The sequence below is a fragment of the Wolbachia endosymbiont of Leptopilina clavipes genome, assembly GCF_006334525.1.
Lineage (GTDB): Bacteria > Pseudomonadota > Alphaproteobacteria > Rickettsiales > Anaplasmataceae > Wolbachia.
The window spans coordinates 1-22,414 of sequence record NZ_QJHA01000006.1; the positions used below are offsets into that span (position 1 = coordinate 1).

At 33.5% G+C, this 22,414-nt stretch carries 16 protein-coding genes and 3 pseudogenes; 13 read left to right on the forward strand and 6 right to left on the reverse strand.

The features are described from left to right. The 3 genes and pseudogenes from OUY_RS00530 to OUY_RS00540 form a co-directional block, all read right to left on the reverse strand. Window positions 1-600, reverse strand: a pseudogene (locus OUY_RS00530) (helix-turn-helix domain-containing protein); the annotation flags it as partial. A 79-nt stretch (window positions 601-679) separates the two neighbouring features. Beyond that, window positions 680-2,941 carry a hypothetical protein gene (locus tag OUY_RS00535; protein ID WP_139686412.1) on the reverse strand — a complete coding sequence of 754 codons (2,262 nt, stop codon included), beginning with the start codon at window positions 2,939-2,941 and terminating at the stop codon, window positions 680-682. Between the two features lie 380 nt (window positions 2,942-3,321). Then, the gene (locus OUY_RS00540) at window positions 3,322-4,659 is read right to left on the reverse strand and encodes an alanine:cation symporter family protein (protein WP_139686413.1); all 1,338 of its coding nucleotides are present in this window, start codon (window positions 4,657-4,659) and stop codon (window positions 3,322-3,324) included. 386 nt (window positions 4,660-5,045) lie between these two features. Between OUY_RS00540 and OUY_RS06090 the strand changes: the two genes are divergently transcribed. The 6 genes and pseudogenes from OUY_RS06090 to OUY_RS06790 all read left to right on the forward strand — a co-directional run bounded on the left by OUY_RS06090 (window position 5,046) and on the right by OUY_RS06790 (window position 8,297). Then, window positions 5,046-5,291: a hypothetical protein gene (locus OUY_RS06090; protein ID WP_167481339.1), complete on the forward strand. Its 246-nt coding sequence runs from the start codon at window positions 5,046-5,048 to the stop codon at window positions 5,289-5,291. Window positions 5,292-5,386: 95 nt separating this feature from the next. Beyond that, window positions 5,387-6,064: a transposase gene (locus OUY_RS00545; RefSeq protein WP_167481340.1), complete on the forward strand. Its 678-nt coding sequence runs from the start codon at window positions 5,387-5,389 to the stop codon at window positions 6,062-6,064. Window positions 6,065-6,357: 293 nt separating this feature from the next. Next, window positions 6,358-6,964 (forward strand): annotated as a pseudogene (locus OUY_RS06725) (DNA-processing protein DprA); the annotation flags it as partial. Between the two features lie 254 nt (window positions 6,965-7,218). Beyond that, window positions 7,219-7,359: a hypothetical protein gene (locus OUY_RS05890; RefSeq protein WP_010405218.1), complete on the forward strand. Its 141-nt coding sequence runs from the start codon at window positions 7,219-7,221 to the stop codon at window positions 7,357-7,359. Window positions 7,360-7,989: 630 nt separating this feature from the next. Continuing rightward, a pseudogene (locus OUY_RS06105) lies at window positions 7,990-8,217 on the forward strand (transposase); the annotation flags it as partial. Window positions 8,218-8,252: 35 nt separating this feature from the next. Then, complete coding sequence (locus tag OUY_RS06790; protein ID WP_410543256.1) at window positions 8,253-8,297, forward strand: hypothetical protein; 45 nt, start codon at window positions 8,253-8,255, stop codon at window positions 8,295-8,297. 130 nt (window positions 8,298-8,427) lie between these two features. Here the strand turns inward: OUY_RS06790 and secA are convergent, their stop codons facing one another. Then, window positions 8,428-11,079, reverse strand: a complete 2,652-nt coding sequence (secA, locus tag OUY_RS00565; protein WP_010405317.1) for a preprotein translocase subunit SecA — start codon at window positions 11,077-11,079, stop codon at window positions 8,428-8,430. Window positions 11,080-11,304: 225 nt separating this feature from the next. Between secA and OUY_RS06115 the strand changes: the two genes are divergently transcribed. The 5 genes from OUY_RS06115 (at window position 11,305) to OUY_RS00585 (ending at window position 16,164) form a co-directional block, all read left to right on the forward strand. Beyond that, complete coding sequence (locus OUY_RS06115) at window positions 11,305-11,754, forward strand: hypothetical protein (RefSeq protein ID WP_246038511.1); 450 nt, start codon at window positions 11,305-11,307, stop codon at window positions 11,752-11,754. Window positions 11,755-11,834: 80 nt separating this feature from the next. Next, window positions 11,835-12,326: a hypothetical protein gene (locus OUY_RS06120; RefSeq protein ID WP_246038513.1), complete on the forward strand. Its 492-nt coding sequence runs from the start codon at window positions 11,835-11,837 to the stop codon at window positions 12,324-12,326. Window positions 12,327-12,498: 172 nt separating this feature from the next. Continuing rightward, window positions 12,499-13,122 carry a hypothetical protein gene (locus tag OUY_RS00575; RefSeq protein WP_246038515.1) on the forward strand — a complete coding sequence of 208 codons (624 nt, stop codon included), beginning with the start codon at window positions 12,499-12,501 and terminating at the stop codon, window positions 13,120-13,122. A 277-nt stretch (window positions 13,123-13,399) separates the two neighbouring features. Further along, complete coding sequence (locus tag OUY_RS00580) at window positions 13,400-14,560, forward strand: porin (protein WP_139686415.1); 1,161 nt, start codon at window positions 13,400-13,402, stop codon at window positions 14,558-14,560. 263 nt (window positions 14,561-14,823) lie between these two features. Next, the gene (locus tag OUY_RS00585) at window positions 14,824-16,164 is read left to right on the forward strand and encodes a DNA recombination protein RmuC (protein ID WP_139686416.1); all 1,341 of its coding nucleotides are present in this window, start codon (window positions 14,824-14,826) and stop codon (window positions 16,162-16,164) included. A gap of 32 nt (window positions 16,165-16,196) precedes the next feature. Here the strand turns inward: OUY_RS00585 and OUY_RS00590 are convergent, their stop codons facing one another. Continuing rightward, window positions 16,197-17,303, reverse strand: a complete 1,107-nt coding sequence (locus OUY_RS00590; RefSeq protein WP_010405178.1) for a D-alanyl-D-alanine carboxypeptidase family protein — start codon at window positions 17,301-17,303, stop codon at window positions 16,197-16,199. Between the two features lie 672 nt (window positions 17,304-17,975). Here OUY_RS00590 and radC point away from each other — a divergent pair. After that, window positions 17,976-18,656 (forward strand): RadC family protein, encoded by a 681-nt coding sequence (radC, locus tag OUY_RS00595; protein WP_010401931.1) that lies wholly within the window; start codon window positions 17,976-17,978, stop codon window positions 18,654-18,656. A 222-nt stretch (window positions 18,657-18,878) separates the two neighbouring features. On the opposite strand, the gene OUY_RS06125 is transcribed toward radC, so the two are convergent. Next, window positions 18,879-19,607 carry a hypothetical protein gene (locus OUY_RS06125; RefSeq protein WP_246038517.1) on the reverse strand — a complete coding sequence of 243 codons (729 nt, stop codon included), beginning with the start codon at window positions 19,605-19,607 and terminating at the stop codon, window positions 18,879-18,881. A gap of 654 nt (window positions 19,608-20,261) precedes the next feature. On the opposite strand from OUY_RS06125, the gene OUY_RS00605 reads away from it, so the two are divergent. Continuing rightward, window positions 20,262-22,340: a heme lyase CcmF/NrfE family subunit gene (locus OUY_RS00605; protein ID WP_458695224.1), complete on the forward strand. Its 2,079-nt coding sequence runs from the start codon at window positions 20,262-20,264 to the stop codon at window positions 22,338-22,340. Window positions 22,341-22,414: the final 74 nt, after the last annotated feature.

Below are 22,414 nucleotides of genomic sequence, written 5' to 3' on the forward strand. Positions count from 1 at the left end.
AAAGCTTAGCAAAAGCAACTCTGGAATAGGTATCAACAAAGGTTTGCTGGTAAATTCGTCCAATACCTTTGATATTACCAACATAATAACTGTCTTGGCTACCTAAGTATCCTGGATGCTCTGTTTCAATTTCTCCATGGGCCTCTTTTTCTTCCTTAGCCTTTTCTAGAGCTGTTATCTGTTCTTCTGTTAAAATGATACCATCCTGAGCTACTTTTGCTTCTAATGCCTTTAACCTCTTTTTAAAATTTTCAAGATCGTTTCTTTGCCACACTGATCTTATTCCACTTGCAGAGATGAGAATTCCTCTCTTTTTCAGTTCGTTTGCTGCTCTTTCTTGTCCGTATGCTGGAAACTCTATTGCTATTTCAACTACTGCTTTTTCTATATCCTCCGACACTCTATTTGCATACAATGGCTTGCTTTTGCTTATCTCGTGTAAAGCCTCTTCTCCTCCTGTTTCATACAGTTCTTTGAAGCGGTAAATGTATCCCTTGAATATCCCATTACTTTACACGCCTGTGATACATTTCCTAATTGCTTTGCAAGTTCTAGCAATCCCAACTTTGGTTTTAGTATTTTTTCTTGTGTTGTATTCATATCTGACACTCCTTTAAAACTTGTCTATATTTTTATCTTACTTTGTTTGCTTGTCAGATCAAGTCTAGACTATTACACTTCAACCTATACTAATACCAGTGTCCTTTTTTTGTTTTTCTTCAGCAATAAGTTTAGCCCAGATTCTATTTCTATTTGCTAATGCAATTCTATTGCGATCAGGACTATCATTGCGTTCTGTTAAAGTATCTTTTCTTTCCTCTTCTACTATTCCAGCTTTCAGTTGTGCTGCATCTTTTTCTAGCAATTTATATAGTTCGCTATTTTTGTCTATAGTCAGATTAGTATTATCATTTTCTTGTTCTGCTTCTTGTTCTGCCACTTTTCTTTCTAATAACTTACGTACAGGGTCATATTTTTTACCTTCTTTTATTTCTTTCAACATACTTTCTGAGAATAAATCTTTAGTAGCCTGGTGTGAAGGTTCTCTCAATCCTTTATTCAATTTTTCCAATGTATCTTTTGGTTCAATGGTTTCTAATCTCTTCTCTAATTGCTCAGAATTGACCTGAAAATTATAGTGGCTAGTGTAAGTTGGAGATGAGTAACCTGAGTCGTTTATTTCTTTCTCCGCTGCATTGTCTTTTAGCAATCCAGCTGCTAATAAATGTTCTTTTGTTTGCCCACTCATTTTCTTTTGATTTACTGGTTTTAGCAGGAATTTCTGAGTTTCTTTATCCAACTTACTGGTAAATTCCGCAAGTAGGGTATCATCTCTTTGTTCAACATTCATTAGGCTCGCTTTTAACTGTCCAGAATTTACTCGAGATTTGTCATGATTAGAGTGAGTTGGAGATGAATAGCCCGAATCGTTTGTTTTTATGTCTGTTGAGCTGTATTCTAGAGATTCATTTTCTTGTAATTTATCTTCGGTTTCTTTTTGTTTATCGTTTCCTCTTTCTTCGTTTTCCTTAGTGCTAAGATAATCTTTTTCTTGTTTATAATCTGATTGAGGATTTGAAAGCGTTATATACTCATCTTCGTTATCGCTCCAACCATCTTCGAAGTCAGAAAATTCTTCATCATACTCACTTTCACTACGTAATAACTCATTTTTTGCTTTCCATGCAAGAATCGAAGCTACATCATTTAGTGGTTGCTTATTTCCAGTATTGCGTGATTCTTTAGCGTTTTCATACTTAAATGCATCTTTAACTTTTTTGAATGCAACGTCTTGTACTGGTGCAGCGCTTTCAGTAGTTGTAGGATCAAAAATTGCACCTTTTTGCCGATTATTAGATATTTGCTCACTTTCATCTGATTTTCGGCTTCCAGGTACAGCATGTCCAAATGTAGCAAATGTAGGATTGTCATACCGTTCATCCTCTTGTGTATTATCTTGATTGTAGATTACAGACTTGGTGAAAATAGTACTGCTTGAAGAAGCATCAGAATATGGAGAATTGTAGTTATTTCTACTATTAATCCGTATTGGCTCATCTTTTTTCTGATTATTAGGTAATGAACTAGCTCTAGGTGGAAGTGACGGTGGAATCTTTTTAGCAGATGCGTTATTAGAATTTGTAGTGCTAGTCGTTACATGCTTAAACTCAACTTCTTGATCTTGAGTAGCTTGAACGCCAATACCTTTACTAATATCACTTTCTATGAAAGTTTCAGATGATTGTTGTTTCTCTTGTTCTTGTCCTTTCTCCTTGAATTGTATTTGATATAGGAATAAGCCACCTATTTTTACATCTGTGTTTGCTTTTAATTGTTCCTCAGTAACACCATTACGTTCAGTTAGATCTACACCATCTTTATCAATCTTGATTTTGATAGTACATTTTTTTCCATTTTTGTCATGCCAATTCAAAGTCATTTCATATGAATCATCGGTTACAACATAATGCCTTATTCTTTTCTCTCCTTCTTCGGCAACAAAACCGTGCATTCCGCTCTTTCCATCACTATGCAGCGTTGAAAATCCCGAAATTCCTTTCTTCTGACAAAAGTCACTATTTAAAAACTCGCTGATTTTAAACTCTTTTTTGTCATCTCCCAGTGTAATACTTGCGTGATCGCCATATATTGAAACTCCTGCGATATCATCAACATACTCTTTTAACCTTGCTTTAACTTCACTTTCAAGCTTTTGTTCGGCTTTCTTTATCTTGTTCTGCTCTGGAAGAATAACTTCATAAGCTTTATTTTTGTCTTCATCTATCTCCAAATTCCAGATGGGGTGCTTTATTATAAACTTTACTGCATTAAAACCAACTCTGGAATTATAAATTGGGTCGTCTTCCTTTTTTATTTCATCGAATAAAGTAAAAAATCCTCGAATGAATTCATGATATTGTTGTGTGCTTTGAGTATTCATATTTTCCCTCACTAATAACCCTCTGCCTTTTAGCCTTAGCTAGTACAATTATTACGGGAATTGATTTAGTTTTTATTAAAGAAGTTGTATTGCTAACGTGATGACATGAGCTATTTTATGTTCACATCAAGCAATTTAAGTTGTCATTCCAGTCTGGAATCTAGATTTTTCTAGACTTGATCCTATAGTCAAATTCATAACTACAAACGTTATAATATAAGAGTAATTTTCACCAAAAAGTATGTCATTCTAGTAGCTGACACTGGGATCAAGTCGCACTCAGTTAGTGAGCATAAAATTATTATGTTAAAACATAACATTTTTGATGAAGTTCATGAAAGGCTGGATTCCAGACTGGGATGACAACTTAAAATATTGCTTTAGCTCTGTTTTTGCAACTTCAAGTATTTGCTACTCATAGTAAATACTTCTGGATCTTGAGAAGTGAGCTTGAGTATAGCAAGTATGTTAATAAAAAGCAAAGCAGCAATCGAGATATCAGCTATATCCCAGAGTAACTTAACTCCACCAATTGCACCAAATGGAATGATTAAGGTAAAAACTACAGTCCAGATTTTGGTGTATTTATTATCCATAGATACATAGCGTATTGTTTGTTTTGAACAAAAAAACCAAGTAAAAATAGTAGTAAATGCAAAGCAAAACATTATGGTCATAATAAAATAGTCAATATAGGGCCAATTCATAGCTTTTCTAAAAGCAAATATGCACATGTTAGTGCTCTCTAAATCAGTAATCCAAGAATCTGTGACAAGCAGTACCATTGTTGTAATGAATACTATGAGTGCAACTATAAAAGGAGATATTATTGTGATTAGACTCTGTTCAATGATAAATTTATTGTTATTTTTTTTAGGAGTAATCGAGGAGTGTACAATTCCTTCGAGGCCAAGTCCTATATCTGTTGCAAAAATACCTCGCAAAGTTCCAACTTGAATAATAGTCAACATTTCTAAAATTAAACCTAAAGATAAACCAGAGTTAAAGCTACTAGTTGTAAAAAAACTGCTTGTTATTAATTTTAGAGAAGGAAGGATATTTTCACTAAACTTAAATAATATTATACCGCAAAGTGTAAGGTAACTCACCGTCATTATCGGTATCATAGCCGATATAAAAATTTTAATTTTTTTTAAGCTGAGAGCTGCAACAACAAAAAATATTATGGCCATTACAGTGCCGCCAATAACTACAGGTACATCTACCATGCTGAGTGGTATTGATAGAGAATTTACCTGAACAAGATTACCAACTGTTATTGAAACTATTACCATAACAATTAGAAACACAATTGTAGCTTTGCTAGAGTTAAATGAGTCATTCATGTAGGCTACAGGTCCACCTATAAACCGTCCATTTTTTTCTTTTCTGGTTTTTATACTTAGGTAACAAGTAACATATTTTATCACAGAAGTAACAACAATAATGATTGCCATCCATAAAATGGATCCCGGTCCTCCGGTTTTTAGAGCAACAGCAGTTCCTGAAATATTTCCTACTCCTAAATTTCCCCCTAAGATTGTAAACAGAGCAGCTATAGAAGAAAATTTATTTTCTCCTCTTTTAGCTCCAATAAGTGAAAGGGCATACGGTAGTCTAAATATCTGCAACCATTTTAGTTTAACCGATAGGTAAACACCAGCAACTAGTATGAGTAGTATTGTTGGCAGTAATAAAACAAACTTTACTGTATCCATCTGTAAAAGAGAGATTTTTACTTGAGTATATAGCAAAAGTTGAAAAATACCTAACCTATTTTCTATGTATGACTTCGGTTCCATTATTCTAGCACCTCTTATCTTGTCATACCAATCACAACTGTATGAACATTGTAATATGGTACAATGTTAAAACAATGTCATTCCAGACTGGAATCCAGAAAATGAACATGGATCATAGTTTTAGCTACTCGGATGATAAGAAAAGGATACTTGAATGACAAGAAAGGGGACACTAGAAAGAAATGGGTGTCATTCCAGTGCTTGACACTGGGATGGCTTTGTTGCATCACTCAAGAGAAAAGAACTGGCAGTTACTGACAAAATTCATTATAGAATAGCCATTTAACCATTGAAGAAAAAATATGCCACAGCAAATGAAAGTCAGTAACTGCAATGAATATAACAAATTTCTCCAAGAAAGAGGAAATATTTTTCATTTAGGCAAGGTGTTGATAAGAAGTTTAAGCTACAAGAGCATTAAATACACTGATGAAGTACGAGAATATCTAAATCACATATTGAAGCAACATTCAACAAGTGTAGATGGAGCACAAGCACAATCTTTAGCAGGTGAAAACAAACAACATACTGTAATTGCGATTGAATGATGGAGAGACATACTCCATTATTTTAGCACGAAGTAACAAATTCAATGAATTGGTTCTTCAAAAATAATTTAAACTTTTACAGTAGGAGTAGTCTCATGAAATATTATAGCGGGTTAGATATCTCACTCAAAGAAACTTTTATTAGTATCGTTGATGAGAAAGGAAAAATTGTTAAAGAAGAAGTTGTTGCAAGTGAGAGCAGTGCAATAGCTGAGTTTCTGCTTAGTCAAAGCAGAGAATACGAATCCATAAAAGTGCAAGAAGCAATAAAAGATCTAGATAAAGTCAGTAAGGATTCAATTGAAGCATTAGTTTGTAGTTTGGAAATAATAGAAGAATCAATAAAAAAGCTTGATAAAATATTGTCAGAGAAAGGCAAGAAAGACGAAGTTTGCAAATTATTAACTACTGTTCCAGGAGTTGGTATTATAGTAGCAATGACGTATAAGGCTACAATTGATAATCCACATAGGTTTGAAACATCTGATACAGTCGGAGCCTATATGGGATTGACGCCAAGACAGTACGCTTCTGGAGAAGTTAATCGTCATGGTAGCATATCAAAGATGGGACCAGTAGAATGTAGAAATATGTTGTATGAAGCTGCGCATACAATACTGACAGTTAGCAAGAAAAAATTCAAATTAAAAAGCTGGGGAATAAAGCTTGCAAAAAAGAAGGGTATAAAGAAAGCAGTAGTTGCATTAGCAAGAAAACTAGCTGTAATTATGCATAGAATGTTGGTTGATAAAACAGAATTTTATTATCAATAAACACTAAAGGAGTATAGGACAATAATTTTATTGAAGGTAAAGATAGTAATGCCGATGGAAGGGATAAGCAAGAGCTATGGTTGAAGCGTAGACTTCGTAAACAACATGTTGCCATCCACTTCCGCCCTAACAAGTATAGTGCGGCTTGGCTAAAATTAAACTAGCCATATCAGACCGCGGAGAGAACCATGGAAGCATGCTACTTAATCTATGTAAAATTATTAAAGATTACGGAGGAAATATGCTATTTTGATTTGTGTAAAAATTATTGTTGACTTATGTGCAATTAGAGAACCATTGCTGTCACAGCAAGCGGAATTGACGTAGTATACCCAAGAGAAAATTTTGATCTATACAAAAGAATCACTGAAAATGGCGGGTTAGTAATTACCGAGTTTCCATTTGCTACTAAACCAAAGCCTCAGTATTTTCCCCAAAGAAACTGAATTATATCTGGCCTTTCACTCGGTGTTGTGGTAATTGAAGCATCAAAAAAGTCTGGTTCTCTCATCACAGCAGATTTTGCTTTGAATCAAGGAAGAGAGGTGTTTGCAGTTTCTGGTTTCCCTTTAGAATTCACGCTGTAGTGGTAGTAATTATTTAATTGAGAACGGCGCTAAACTTGTTGAATCCGCTGATGATATAGTAGAGAGCGTGAGATTTAGTTTACCTCTTCAGCAAAAAAATCTATTTGATACCGTTGCTGACCAAAAACAAGAAAAATTACAACAGGCAAAATCTGTTATAGTTGATCATATTAACTCTGTACCTGTTGATATAGATGAACTTATATTAGCAAGCGGACTTTCTACCAACATAGCTCTAATGGCTCTTTTGGAACTAGAGACGGAAAATAAAATAGAGCGTTTGCCGGGGAATAAAATATCATTAATTTTCTAGATTGCTTTAGTTATAAATCCACAACCGTACAAACATTATGATTTGAGTCCACCAAGAAAGATGTCATTCCAGCGTGTGACGCTGGCTTTCCGTAATCTCACTAAAAACGTTGTATTTTTACATAACTTTTATACTTACTAACTTAATATATAATCAGAATTCCTAGATTCCAGACTCATGCATCAATAGACCTGCTGCAAAAGGTAATGATAAAATGATGGAAGAGGAATAAGCAGATAGAGTAAGGTAAAAAAATGAGCTTTAGTTACTACAATATAAAGAAACACCCAAGAAATTTTCGTAATATAACAGGCTTAACTGTAGAAGAATTTGAAAAGGTGATAGAAAAAGTGGGGAACGTTCAAAAAAGTGTGTCAAGCCGAAAAGAAAAGTAATAAATTGATATAAAAAATGGAGGTTTGAAATGAGTCAAGCAAATAGAACTACCGGATTAGTAGACTATAAAGAACTAGAATCAAATATTTTATCATCTATAGCTAACCCAAGAAAGGTTTAGCTATATGGCAAAATTGGTTAGAATGGTATAATAAGTAATGAGAAAGAAGAAGATGCCAAGTCCATATAGTGAGGATCTGAAAGAACGTGTTCTCAAAGGAGTCGATAAAAAAACAATGACGATAAAAAAATCAGTCAAATATTCAAAGTGAGCATAAAACCAATATATTTGTGGAGGAAAAAGAAAAAAGAAACAGAAACCATCTTCAGGCTATCACAAAGGATATGGCCATAAGATTAAAGATATGGATAGATTTATCAAATTTCTGAATGGAAATCAGGATATTAGAATTGAAAAGATAATTGAAGAATTTGGTAATATGTGTAGAAGCACAGTATATAACTACCTTAGCAAAGTAAACTATACATATAAAAAAAACTTTTCTTTATCGAGAAAGAGATAAAGAGAAACGCAAAGAGTTCATAAAAAAAGTAGAAGAAATAAATAAAGGAAACTTGATATACATAGATGAGTCTGGAATAGAGGACAATGAATTTTATGAATATGGGTGGTCTCAAAGAGGCAAGAGGTTATTTGCCCAGGGTTTAAAAGAAAGAGGGTAAGCATAATTGGAGCACTGAATGAAGGAAAAGTTAAAGCATCATGGATAATTGATGGCTACTGCAACAGGGAGATTTTTGATGCTTATGTAGAAAATGTACTTGTCCCTGTATTTAAACCTGGACAGACTATTGTTCTCGACAATGCGAGTTTTTATAAATCTGCAAGGACGAAAAATTTGATAGAAATATTGGGTGTAAAATTTTGTTCTTGCCTCCATACTCGCCAGATTTAAATCCGATTGAGAAGTTCTGATCAAGCACGACATAAGAAAGGCTCTACAAACCTTTTGGCCCAATATTAATTCGGCTATTGATTTTGTTTTTCAGTGCTCGGGCAAATCTTACTTCGGTTAGCTATAGCAGCTATAATGTGCTTGCAACAACTAATTCACTACGGCAACTGCACCGTGACAGTGTTTGTATTTTTTTCCAGAGTTACAAGGGCACTTGTCATTTCTTGAAACTTTTGGAAGTCTGCTATTTTTAGTAGAGCGTGACCTATTGCCTATTTCTTGATTGTCTAGCAACTTAAAGTGCGCTAGGCGGTGAATGGTAAGCTCCCCCCACTTTTCAAGCATCGACTCAAACATTAAGAAAGCTTCGCGTTTAAATTCATTCAGTGGGTCTTTTTGCCCCATGGCACGCAAATTTATGCTTTGTCTTAGGCTCTCTAAGACCGAAAGGTGCTCCCTCCATAAATGATCAAGTGTCATGATCATCACTTGTTTCACTATCGTATTCCACAAATCTGTAGTTTGTTGACTATTGAAATATTTTTCTTTCTCAGTAAAAAATTCTTGTATCTTGTCATTTATATAATCCAAGGCTTCTTGTTTATTCAAAAACTCTTCTAGATTAAGCGTTATCCCGTATCTTATGTGGAATTCTTTTGCAATATCTTCAACATAATCTTCGTAATAACCACTTTGTACTATACCTTCTATTATATCCTCATTTACTTCACTATATACTTCAACTAAATCATTGATTTCATTGTTTAAAATATGATTTCTCTGCTTAAAAATAACTTTACGTTGATTGTTGATTACATCATCAAACTTTAGCAAAGACTTCCGCACATCATAATTTCTAACTTCAACTTTCTTCTGTGCTTTTTCAAGTGCTTTATTAATCCATGGATGATGAATAGCCTCGTTGTTCTTTAGTCCCACTTTTTGCAAAAAATTCCTCATTCTATCAGAACCAAATATCCTCATTAAATCATCTTCAAGTGATAGAAAGAACTTAGAAAGTCCAGGGTCACCTTGGCGGCCAGAACGTCCACGTAATTGATCATCTATTCTCCTGCTTTCATGCCTTTCGGTTCCAATAACACATAAGCCACCAGCTTTTATAGCAATTTCCTTATCTTTTTTTACTCTTTTGACTATTTCTTGATATTTTTTTTCTCTTTCATCAGCATTTTTTATTTTCTCGAGCTCTATTTTTGCAATCATTTCAACATTTCCACCAAGCTGAATATCAGTTCCACGTCCTGCCATGTTTGTTGCTATAGTAATGCTGCCTGGTATTCCAGCTTGCGCTATTATATACGCTTCTTGTTCATGATAACGAGCATTCAATACTGAATGCTTAAGAGAATGGCTTTTCAAAAGATCGGAAAGTTTTTCAGAATTTTCAATACTCACAGTGCCAACAAGCACTGGTTGAAGGCGTTTGTGACATTCCGCTATAAACTTCAATACAGCACTAAATTTTTCTTTTTCTGTGCCATAAATTTCATCATCAACATCTATTCTTTTAACAGGCACATTAGTTGGAATTTTTACTACATTTAATCTATATATATCACGAAATTCTTCTGCCTCTGTTGCTGCTGTTCCTGTCATACCAGAAAGTTTGTTGTACATACGAAAGTAGTTCTGAAATGTGACTGATGCTAAAGTTTGACTTTCATGCTGAATTTCAAGATTCTCCTTTGCCTCCAGTGCCTGGTGAAGACCATCAGAATATCTCCTACCTTCCATCATGCGCCCAGTAAACTCATCAATAATTACCACCTTACCGTTTTTCACTATATAATCTTTATCAGCAGTAAACAGCTTATGTGCACGAAGTGCTTGATCTATATAATGAGTCAGTATAATATTGCTAGTATCATAGAGCGAGGAATTTTCAGGAATGAGGTTATACGATTTTAGTAATTCCTCCACTCGTGAAATGCCATTTTCAGTGAGGAACACTGCTCTACTCTTTTCATCGACTTCATAGTCAGAATCAACTAATTTGATTACTATTTTATTGATATGCTTATATATCTGATTATTTTCCTCAAGTGGGCCAGAAATAATGAGCGGAGTACGCGCTTCATCAATCAGTATGGAGTCTACTTCGTCTACTATTGCATAATTGAAGCCTCTCTGAACCATATCTTCTTGAGAAAATTTCATATTATCTCGTAGATAATCAAAGGCAAGTTCATTATTTGTTGAGTATACGATATCTGCGCTATAAGCCTTTTTTCTCTCGTCGTCTGTCAAATTATTTGTAATAAATGCAACAGAAACTCCAAGAGAATTATATAATTTACTCATCCACTCTGTATCTCGTTTTGCAAGATAGTCGTTAACAGTTACGACGTGCACACCTTTTCCTTCTAAAGAATTTAGATATGCGGCTAAAGTTGCGACGAGTGTCTTTCCTTCTCCTGTTTTCATTTCTGATATCATGCCATTATGGAGAACCATGCCACCAATTAGCTGAACGTCGAAATGCCTCATGTTAAGGAATCTTCGTGATGCTTCTCGTACAACCGCAAATGCAGGTACGAGAAGGTCATTTAGTGTTTTTCCATTTTTCAGTTCTTGTTTTAATTCCGCAGTTTTACTAGCAAGATCCTCATCAGATAAGCTCTGCATTTCTTGCTCTAGCGCATTAATCTGCTGAGCAATTTTTCTGAAGGATTTTATTATCTTCTTGTTCGTTGATCCAAATATCCTTTTTATAAAAAAAAGTGACAACGTAAAGATGAAGAATATAAGAATAGTTGTTAAAACTAACGTAGAGTCTGGCATAAACTTAGGTAAAGTTTTATTTAATATGAGATTATATTACTAAACGTAACCTGCGGCAATTAGATTCAGAAAATCTTTATTTACAAACTAAGGAAAAGATTCTTGCAGATGAAATGTAAAAGAGTCTATTTATTTTATTAAATATTATAATTAATAATAAAACTTTCTTAATAAATTATTAAAATAGTGTTAAGCTACATGTATAAAACGGTTAGTGGAGTTACAATGTTAAGCAATATTATAAAAGTAAAATTAGAGGAAAATAGTTGTCCTTTTGAAGAATTAGAAGAATTTTTTGCTTCATTAAAATTTGGTACAAAAGGGTTTAAAGATTCTTCAATAAAATTAGTTTGCCAAGTATTGGAAGATTTCACTTTAATTCTACCAAGAGAGGCAGTACCTAATTCTTTCGCTTTGAAGCTTTTATCTTTGCTTAGTAAGGGAAATGAGCTAGCTTTACCTATTATATTAAAATACCTTTCTTGCAGAACTGTATTTAAAGATTTTGGTCAAAAACTACAGGATAAAGTGGATCAAGATATAAAAGGACAAAACGATTCTAAAATTTCTCAGGAGATTGAGTTATGCAAAAAAGACATTTTAAATCTTCTCAATGGTGGTAAATCAGTATTAGACGTTCAATTGAAGCAGCGGTATAAAAAAACTATTCGTTAATAGATAATGAGATTGAAGAGTTAAAGACTCAAATTTTAAAAGAACTAGAAGATTATATTAGCAATACTAACGTTAATAAAATGTATCGAAGCCTTAATAATAAAAAGAAAAACGAAGAATCATTAAAAGAAGTAGCGTTAGGATCTTGTTCATTGGGTGGAATTTGCGTGTTAATATTTTTTTCACTTGGTTTTTTTATTTTTTTGGCAACAACCATTGACCCACCTGCTCATATGAGTATGTATAAAGTAAAGGTTTTTAGGTGTATAGGAGCTTCACCTTTAGTTTTTGTAGCATTAGCACTAACAGTAGCAGGTGTAGCTTACTTAACAAGTTGTTATCTAAATCATAGCTTTACAAAAGAAATACAAGACTATATAGAGCAACCAATAAAATGTATGGATAAGGCAACTAATAATAAAGAATTAGACAATTTTCCTTCTGACAATTATGAAAAAGTACAACCTTCAGCACCGCTTGAGGAACTACTACCTTCATACGAAGAATCGTGTTACAGTAGTTTAGGTTATATTCAACCATCTAATCCAATACAGCAAAATAAGTTGTTGTAGTGAAGGTATAAAGAGAATAAGCAAAATTATATTTGTAATTTTGATTCCTTTATCATGACTTAGAACATGCAGCAACATGACGATTTTTCTATACTTTATCAAGTATATTAATGGGTAAATGAATTTTAATACAATCTTATTATACTTATAAATACGTTATATGTGAGAAGATATGGAAGATTTTATAACTGAAAGAAGGAAAGATGATGCTGTGATATCTGTTTGTCAGGATAATGAGAAAAAGAACGTATTAATCTTGGGACTCAATCAAGCTGCAAGGAATTTATTAAAATGTGAGGGAGAGAATTTACTTAATAAGCCGTTAATCAATATTTTAAGTAAAAGAGCAGCTGAAGATATGAAAAGCTATTTGGAGTATACTGAAGATGGGCGCGATTTGCCCGATATATTGCCAAAAGTGATAGGCTTTTCTTTAATCGACGCTAAAGGAGAAGATATAAAAACAAAGGTAAAAGTTTTTCGCACAACTCAATTTACTAATAGCAAGATTAATTATGAGCTATTGATACGTGACATTAGCCTGTTTCATAAGCTAGCAATGTTTAGGGATAAATATCTGATGGGTAAGAAATATAAAAAACACAACTTGTTTGATATACCAGACAATGATTCAACGATTTTGGAGTTATATGTCATATTGAATTTTGCCTTTGAATATCAAATTAATGCAGTTATAGGAATAATAGGCTTCAATAATAAATTTAATGAGATAAACGATGCATTGAGTATGATCACAGAGCATTTTATAAAAATTGCCGTAGTGATGATTTTCTAGGATTTATTGATGAGAATAAGGTGCTTTTTATTTTGATTAACTGTGATGCAAAGAACACATCTAAAATAATTAGTCGTATATATTCTACCATTAATAAGCAGTTACTAAAGCGAAAGTTACCAAGTATATCAATTATTTATGGAAATATAATTCAAAAACATAGTGTGAAGAATGCTTAAACGCTTTTGTCATTAATTGGTTTGTAGTATCTAAGTTCTAAACAATATAAGAATTGTTTTATTTCTATTAAGCTTATATTTAAAATTTAAGCTTAACTATGAGGTTACTGATCAAACTATTTTCATTATTATTCGTGGTAGGGAGTGTCAATGCTAGGGTAATTCTAGATAAGGAGATATTTTATGCAGAACTAGATGGAAAAATAGATTTAAGATTTTGCTACGCTTTCAACAGAGATTCTTTTAGCTCTACAAAAGACAAGACCTCAAGCTATTCAGACCTGCGCTTGCTTTATTTACAGCAAGTTTATCCAAATACTAAAATGGGTTTTGATGTTAAGGCGGGAGTTTCTGGTATTGCAAACTTAAAGGCACTAGACATAGAAAAGTTAGAAATGGAGAAGTGGTATTTTATCATAAAGAATCAGGAGTTTGGATCATTTGAATATGGTAAAGGAAGTTTAGTTAGTCAGAGTATGTTAATTAACACTTCAAAAATTTATACAGCTGCTGGGGGAATAAATGGTCATTGGACAAACTATGCAAATCTGCGCGGTAATGGAAAAAAAGATGATGACCCTGGGTATGATAAGGACAAGGTATTTTGGGTAAAACCCAATGTTTACAGCGACTATAATGGACTAGAGCTGAAGTTAAAACAACCAATGATAAACTATATTTCTCCTGAAATTCATAACTTTCAACTTGGATTCAGTTATGTTCCAGGTAAAAATAATTTACAATATAATAATTTAATAGCCGCTGGTCTTTCCTATAAAAATGCCCTATCAGATGAAATAAATTTTACTACTGCTTTGACTGGTGAATTTGCAAGGGAAAATTTAACTGATTGTACAAACAAAAATTCTAGCGATCTTCAGTGTCATAATCAATTACTACACTGGAATTTTGGTGTGAAACTAAAGCTTTTTGAACTTGATTGCATTTTGTCGTACGGGAATGGTGGTAAATCTGGTGAGAAGCGTAGTCATGAAACAAATAATATGCATTATGTAAATGCAGGTATTGCTTATCATTCTGATTCTCGTAAAGTGAGCTTAACATATTTTAATAGTGTTAGGGATATTGCAGACAAAGGTACAAACGAATTAACATCACAGGCTTTCAGTCTTGAATATCCATTAGCTGTTGGTACTTCATATTACTTTGATATTGTAAGATTTAGTACTAAGGAGCTTGCAGTGGAAGATAATAACTCCGGATATGTGCTTTTGGCCGGATTGAAGCTAAGTTTTTAGTGAAGTAACTGGTATGTAAGTATTGTAATAATGAGAGTAAAATTGAGTTGTTAATATATGTGCTATTTGATATTATAAAAATAACTATTACATAAGATTTTCAATAAAAAGACATTCTGTTACTAATCCAAGTGTAGAAGAAAACGGTTATTAATTAGCAAACCAAGCCCTTCAGTAAGCGCATCTCTTCAGGTGCTCTTTTTTTCTTTTTTATATATAAAAAAATTAGATAGTATTGTGAGTGCGGTTTTTTCTGTGTTCTGATGCTTTTCAATTCTATAGCTTTTGTATTGAATTTCCTTTTTTTACTACTATTTCTCTATATTGTTGTAAGAAAGAACAGAAAATTTAGTGAGAATCTTGAGAAGAATTTACTTAAAGTAGAACATGAACTTCAAGAGGCAAAACAGTCTTTAGTAGATAAAAATAAGGAAATAGTTGATTTGAAAGTGAGGAACGCAGAACTTGAAGTAATTCTTCAAAAAGAGCGTGAAGAAAAGAAAAAGGAAATAGAATTACTAACAAAAGCAGAGGAGAGGCTTACGAACACTTTTAAAGCACTTTCTCTTGATGCTCTTCAGGTAAACAATAATAATTTTCTGAACTTAGCAAAAGAAGTGATCGATAATAAGCTAAAAGAAACAGAAAGTGACTTCAAAAAAAGGCAAGCAACGATCAACGAAGTTATCACTCCAATAAAAGAAAAATTAGAAAAATTCGACAGTGAAATACGTGAGCTAGAGAAGGAGAGGGTAGGGGCCTATGAAGGTTTAAGGGAGCAAATTGGAGCATTAATGAGTCAAACCTCTAACCTTGCTAACGCCCTGAGGAAACCTCACATTAGGGGTAAGTGGGGTGAAATGCAGCTCAAAAGAGTGGTAGAAATGGCGGGAATGGTTGAATATTGCGATTTTTTTACTCAAGCTTCAGTGGTTGATAAAAATGAGGATAATTTGTTACGTCCTGATTTAATAATAAAAATGCCATCAGGAAAGCAAATAATAATAGATGCTAAAGTGCCACTTGATTCTTATATGGATGCTATGTCACAAAATGATTTGCAGATACAAAGGGAAAAGTTGAAGAATCATTCTCTGGCGATAAAAAAACATATAAACGATCTAGGCAGAAAGGAATATTGGAACCAATTTAAAAATACGCCAGAGTTTGTGGTGCTTTTTTTAACAGGAGAAGGGGTTTTCAGCGCAGCACTAGAATGTGAACCAGCTTTGATAGAAATTGGAATAGAAAAAAAAGTAATTATTGCAACACCAATCACTTTAATCGCGCTACTTAGGGCAGTAGCCTATGGATGGAAGCAAGAGATGATAGCTGAAAATGCAAAGAAAATAAGTGAACTAGGCCATATTTTATATGAGCGAATCTGCACAATGGGCGAAAATTTTGATAATTTACGCAGAAGCTTAAAAAGTGCTGTTGATCATTACAATAAAACTGCTGGTTCGCTTGAGGCAAGAGTGTTTCCTGCTGCCCGAGAATTCAATAAGCTTGGTATACATGCAAAAAATAAAGAACTCACTGCTGCAAAAGAGTTGGAATCTTTACCACGCAGTTTACATGCTGAGAGGTTGAAAGTAGATTAGTATTTCAGGTCTCCTTAACTTACATTTGCTGATTAAAACAACTTTCTAAAAATTTTTTTTATATAGCTCAATTTCTGCACATCATTTGCTGCATAAACAGGTATAGTTTGTTGCTCAGTACCAGGTATTTCTACAAAAATTTTGCCCACTTCTTGACCTTTTTTAATTGGTGCGGGTACCATATCTTTATACTCAATACGCACTTTAATTTTATCATGTAATCTGCGGTTATAAGTTATGGTAACATCGTTTGCAACTGTAACGGGCACTTTTTTATCTTTTCCATAAACAATATTTATTTCTTCAACTACGCTATCCTTAGCAAATATTTTCTTGGTATTAAAATGATTTAAGGAATATTGTATTAGTCTTTTTGCTTCCTCTATTCGCTCTTTCTCGGTGTCCAAACCATTCACGACAGCAAAAATTCTTCTATCGTTCCGTTTTGCAGATGCTATAATGCCATAACCACCAGCACTTGTATGACCTGTCTTTAGACCATCAACTCCAATATCATGGAAAAGTAAAAGATTTTTATTTTTTTGTACAATATCGTTATATGTCAAATATTGTTCAGAGAATAGATCATAGTATTCAGGAAAATCAGTAAAAATCCTTTTTGCCAGTGTTACCAAGTCTTTTGCGCTCATAAAATGGTTTTCATCTGGCCACCCGCTTGAGTTAACAAAATGACTATCATTAAGATTTAAATCTTGTGCAACTTCATTCATTTCAGCAACAAAATTCTCCTCTGATCCTGCAATACCCTCGGCTAGCGCTATGCATGCATCATTACCTGAGGCAATTGTAACTCCTTCAAGTAGTTCTTTTACCGTAACAAATTGACCTTCTTTCAAAAACATAGAAGAGCCTTTCCTTTCCCATGCTTTTCTACTTACTCGAAATTTATCTTCCATTTTTATTATTCCAGCTTTTAGATAATCAAAAGCTACATATAAAGTCATCAATTTGCTCATTGAAGATGGGGCCATTTTTTCCCTGGAATTGTGTTCAAAAATGAACGAGTCTGAAGCTAAATCTAAGACAATTGCTTGCTTTGCTTTGGTTCTAAACTGATATGAGTATGAGTAAAAAGGAAATATAAAAATTAATAGCAAAGTTACTAATTTGCTTAACATATTTATAATTTTAAATTTATAGTGTACTAATTAATAGTATGATTTTGCACGAGCATTTCAATAGATCTCTCGCATAAAACTTCCTTGACAAACTGCGCCAGCCCCCTTATTATGACAATAAGAGTATTTATCCTTGTTTTCGATCCGCGCGGGTTCAACAACAAAAATTCAGTAAAAACTCAGATATTTATTGGCAAATTACATAAAAATTATAGCGGCTGCATGTCTTTTTTATTTTTTCTACATTCAGCCAAAACGCGCTTATTTTAAGTGTTAGCGCATTATTACAGCGCCAATTTACATTATTATAGGGTCAAAACTCGTTACACGGGGTTTTTTTGCCTTTTTTTTCGCTTGGTAAATTTCTTAACATTTACAGCTAAAGCTTCAGGCCAGCACTTGATGCTGGAAATTTTTTGAGCACAAAAGTTATGCTAGGTTTTTGTTGGTAAGAAAGGCTGGATCCCATTGTGTCAAGCACCGGGATGACATAGAAAGAGCACTGGGATAGAGGCTACTTGAATGACAAGAAGGAGGGAGCAGGGGATGACAAGAGAGGGGCTACTTTCATTTGCTGTCTTCAAAAATTTACAATTATGCTTCATGTGTTTTATTAAATATTTTACTTAAAAATTCAATTTCTTATTATAAGAGATAAGCAATTCATGAATAATGAAAGATTACAAAAAAGGTCATAGAAAGCGCCTAAGAGAGAGAATTATTTCAGATAACGGACAATCATTACTTGATTATGAGATTTTAGAACACATTTTATATTCAGCATATAGTAGAATTGATGTAAAGCCAGTAGCAAAGAATTTGATAGAAATTTTCGGCAGTTTGAATAAGGTTTTTAATGCCGATTTAGAAGCACTGCAGAATATCGAAGGAGTTAGTAATGCAGCTATATCTGCTATCTTTTGTGTTAAACAGGCTTTTGTTCGTTCTGCACGAGAAGAAGTAAAGGACCTACCTATAATCAATAATTGGGAAAAATTGCTTGATTATTTAAAAGCAAGTATAGGAAGCCTTAATAAAGAAAATTTTCGCGTTATCTATATGAATAAAAGATATCGTCTAATAGCAGAAGATCTACAAAACTTTGGTACAATAGATCAAACTCCTCTTTATGTTAGAGAGATCATAAAACGCGCTCTTTTGATTGGCTCAACATCGATTGTAATATCCCACAATCACCCAAGTGGAGATATACAGCCTTCAAGTAGCGATATGTTTCTCACCAGACAGCTTGCAGAAGCTTGCAAAAGCATAGGAATAGAATTAATAGATCATATTATTATCACATTTAGTAGCTATTTTAGTTTCAAGGAAAATAGGCTTTTATTAGAGTAGATCTAAAATTGCTTTTGCCATTTTTCTTATTATGGAAGTAAAGCTATACATGAGGTGGTTGCCAGTGGAACAAAAATTTTCCTTCTGGAAGACAATGTATGATTTAGGTGGCGTAATAGTGGCAAATTGAAAGAAATACATGGTATTTGCCACTATTAGAAATCTCCTGTTTTGATAAGACTTATGAGGTCTTTATTGGTTTTTTGAATTTTGTTGAAGCACTCACATGCTTACTCTAATATTTTGTTCACAGAGCCTAGTTAGCTCAATTTCAACGTTAATTTGTGAAGCTCTGAGTTCTGTTAGGGGATTTTCTGGTTGAATATCTAGCTTATTCTGTATGTTCGGTAAACAAATTAAAGCCGAATCAAAAATTTCATCATACTGCTCTGCTTCATGCACACAATTGATTATTTCCTTCACATCTTGCGGCGTATCTTTTAATATTGCTCTTATTTGGTTTAGGTTTTGACGAATTTTTTCCTGATATCCAGCAATTCTCTCTTGATATATATCAATCATTTTTTGACATGAGGTGCCTCTAAATGGGTGTTCTGCTTTTTCCTTTATGTAGGAGCTCTGAAAATTTTTGCAATTAAGGAATGCTTCTCTACATTTTTTTATGTCACTAATTATACTGGTTATTGACTTACTTGCTTTCTCATGCTCTTCTTTTTTGATTATACATTCATTCTTTGTTTGGCTCATTTTATCATACAGATTTCTGCATTCTTTATATGATACCAGCGGTTGTAGTATTCCTTCCTCTACACCTTTATTATAAAAATTCTTCAACTCATCGCTTGATAGTATTCGTATAGCATCTTCCCTTTTACCTTGTGATTTAGGATACTTTTTGTTCAGTGAACTAATATAATTTAATAGGAAACTCTTAGTTAAATCTTCCTTTTTAACTTCTGATAATTTTTCTAGTGTTTCTATATATTTCAAAGTTTCCGCAAAAAGCTGCGCACCAGATGTAGCAAATCCTGGCAGTGGTTTGCTCTGCGCCTTATAAAAATCGGTTTGTAAAAAATCTTCGGCTTGTTTTTTTATTACTGAAAGTTCATTGAAGGCTTTTTCTGGATTGATTTTTTTTAAAATACTAGTAGCTTTTTTAATCGCTCTTTCTCTCTTTTTATTATCTTGTTTTTCGTTTAAGATTAAGCTTTCAGCTTCAGTAAAAGCATTGCCTTGGGCACTTTTGGCAATATTACAAACAACGTTTACAACTTGCTTAGTTGCTACATAATCTATTTCCTTTGTAAAGCAATCAATAAATAGCTGCCAAATTTTTTGTTAACGGACTTACTTGTCTTATGTTCTAAATCTTCTACATCTTTGAATCCTAAAATAGTATAGAGATTTTTTCAATTATTGGTTCAGCATGTTGTTTTGCCACTTTACCTTTTATATTGAATAGAAATTCACTAATCTTAGTTGTGCCCATAATATTACCTCACAATATTAATGTTATATAATATAAAGTATAAAAGCTTAATGCTTAATTTTTACTTACTATTAATATAATTGAAGATTAACTTTGTTCCTATATTAAAACTTTAACTCCCAATTTATTATTAGTAATATCATTATATGAATCTTATGCCTGAATTTGGGAATATATTGTTATTGGTAGCCTGTTTGTTATCTTTAACGTATTTGTTTCTACCGTTTAGTTCTTACCGATTCGTCTCCTCTGCCATATTTTTTTGTGTGTCAGCATCAATGGCTATTTTGATCTACTGCCACATTAAAAATGATTTCTCACTTGAAAACGTATATTACCACTCACACACAACAAAACCTTTGATCTATAAGATTTGTGGTGTTTGGGGAAATAAAGAAGGGTCTATGTTGCTTTGGACCTTAGTGCTTGTCATGTATTTATTACTAATGGATATTTATATACCTTCTGTCATCCCAGTGCCCAGACACTGGGATCCAGACAATTTAATTGCAAATGAGTACATCAAATGGCAGTGTAATAAAAACTGGATTCCAGTGTCAAGCACTGGAATGACACCAGAACGAACTAATGGTAGTAAATTAAAAAAAATATCTCTTATCACCCAAGGCTTGATTTGCTTTTGTTTTTTACTGTTCACTTTACTTGAATCCAGCCCCTTCACTAAAATGCCAGGCATTGAAACAGATGGACTGGGTTTTAATCCGATATTGCAGGATATAGGCCTTGCTATTCATCCATCGGTATTATATTTGGGGTACCTTGGATTTAGCGTTCCTTTTTCGCTCTCTATAGCTGGATTAATTTTAAATACTGAAGGAAATGTTTGGGCTAAAATTGTCAGGCCTTGGGTACTTATTTCTTGGTCGCTGCTCACTTTGGGCATCAGCTTGGGTAGCTGGTGGGCATATCGTGAACTCGGTTGGGGTGGATTTTGGTTTTGGGATCCAGTGGAAAACGTTTCTTTGATGCCGTGGCTAATTGCAGTGGCGCTGACACATTTGTTGCTCGTTGTACGAAATTTCAATACTTTAAGGAATGTTGCTATTTTACTTACGCTCACAACTTTTATATTGAGTGTGACTGGAACATTTCTAGTCCGCTCAGGAATACTTACCTCAGTGCACACGTTTGCAGATGACCCAAGATATGGATTGTATATATTAGCTCTACTTGGTGTAATTACAGTCAGTAGCTTAGTAATATTTGTAGTGTTTACGAGAAAGAATCACACATCTTTCCAGTATTCGATATTGGAATCTGAAAAGAAATCTGCTACTCAAGTGACAGAGGGTAGAAGATTCTTTTCACGCCTTACGATGATGCTGATGAACAATTTATTATTCATCACTGCCTTTTTCATCGTGTTCGTTGGCACTTTATACCCTACAGTGCTTGAGTATTTAACCGGTGAATTAATTTCAGTTGGAGCACCATATTACAATTCTTTATTTAACTCTATTGCACTAGCTATTCTAGTGCTCACCATGATAGGGCAATACTGCAGTTGGCAGGGAAATAGTCTATTGCCAATATTCCGTGAATATAGATTTTCATTTTGTAGTGCTGCAGCTATTTTGCCGTTTATCTTTCACATGGAGCTAATGATTGTGCTATCAATTACCATCTCCATAGCATTATTAATCTTTGTTTTAGAAGCATATAGTAAAAGAATTTGTTTATTTAAGGTAGCATTTGGTGAATCAATTTTATTAGCAAGAAGAGTTTCTAAGTCCTACTATGCAATGATGCTTGCTCATGCTGGAGTGGCAATTCTAGTGCTTGGTATATCTTATTCAGTTGGTTGGCAGGAGAAAAAAGAAAACTACTTGGGAATAGGAGACAGCATAACAGTCAATAAATTTAAAGTTACTTTACGAAATATTGAGCTAATAAAAGAAAAAAATTTCCATGCAGTGAGGGGTACAATGGATATCAGGAATTTGCTGAATAATAAGATATTAGGTGAAGTAACTCCTGAATATAGATTTTACCTTGCGGAAGGTCAGAAAAATGTTGAAAGCAGTATCTACCACAATTTATTTTCTGATATTTATGTTGTAATTGGAGAGATTGATAAGAGTAAGAGCAAAATTGCAGCTAAAGTGCACTATAAACCTGGAATGTCTATAATCTGGCTTGGATCCTTTCTTATCGCTTTTGGTTCGCTCCTTGCTGCTTTGCCTTCTAGCAAAAAAGTAGTTCCTTCAGTATGATGAAGTTTTCATTTTTTGGCAATTTAAACTTAAGCTAAGCAACATAACCTCGCGAGCGAATTTTCTCTATGTTC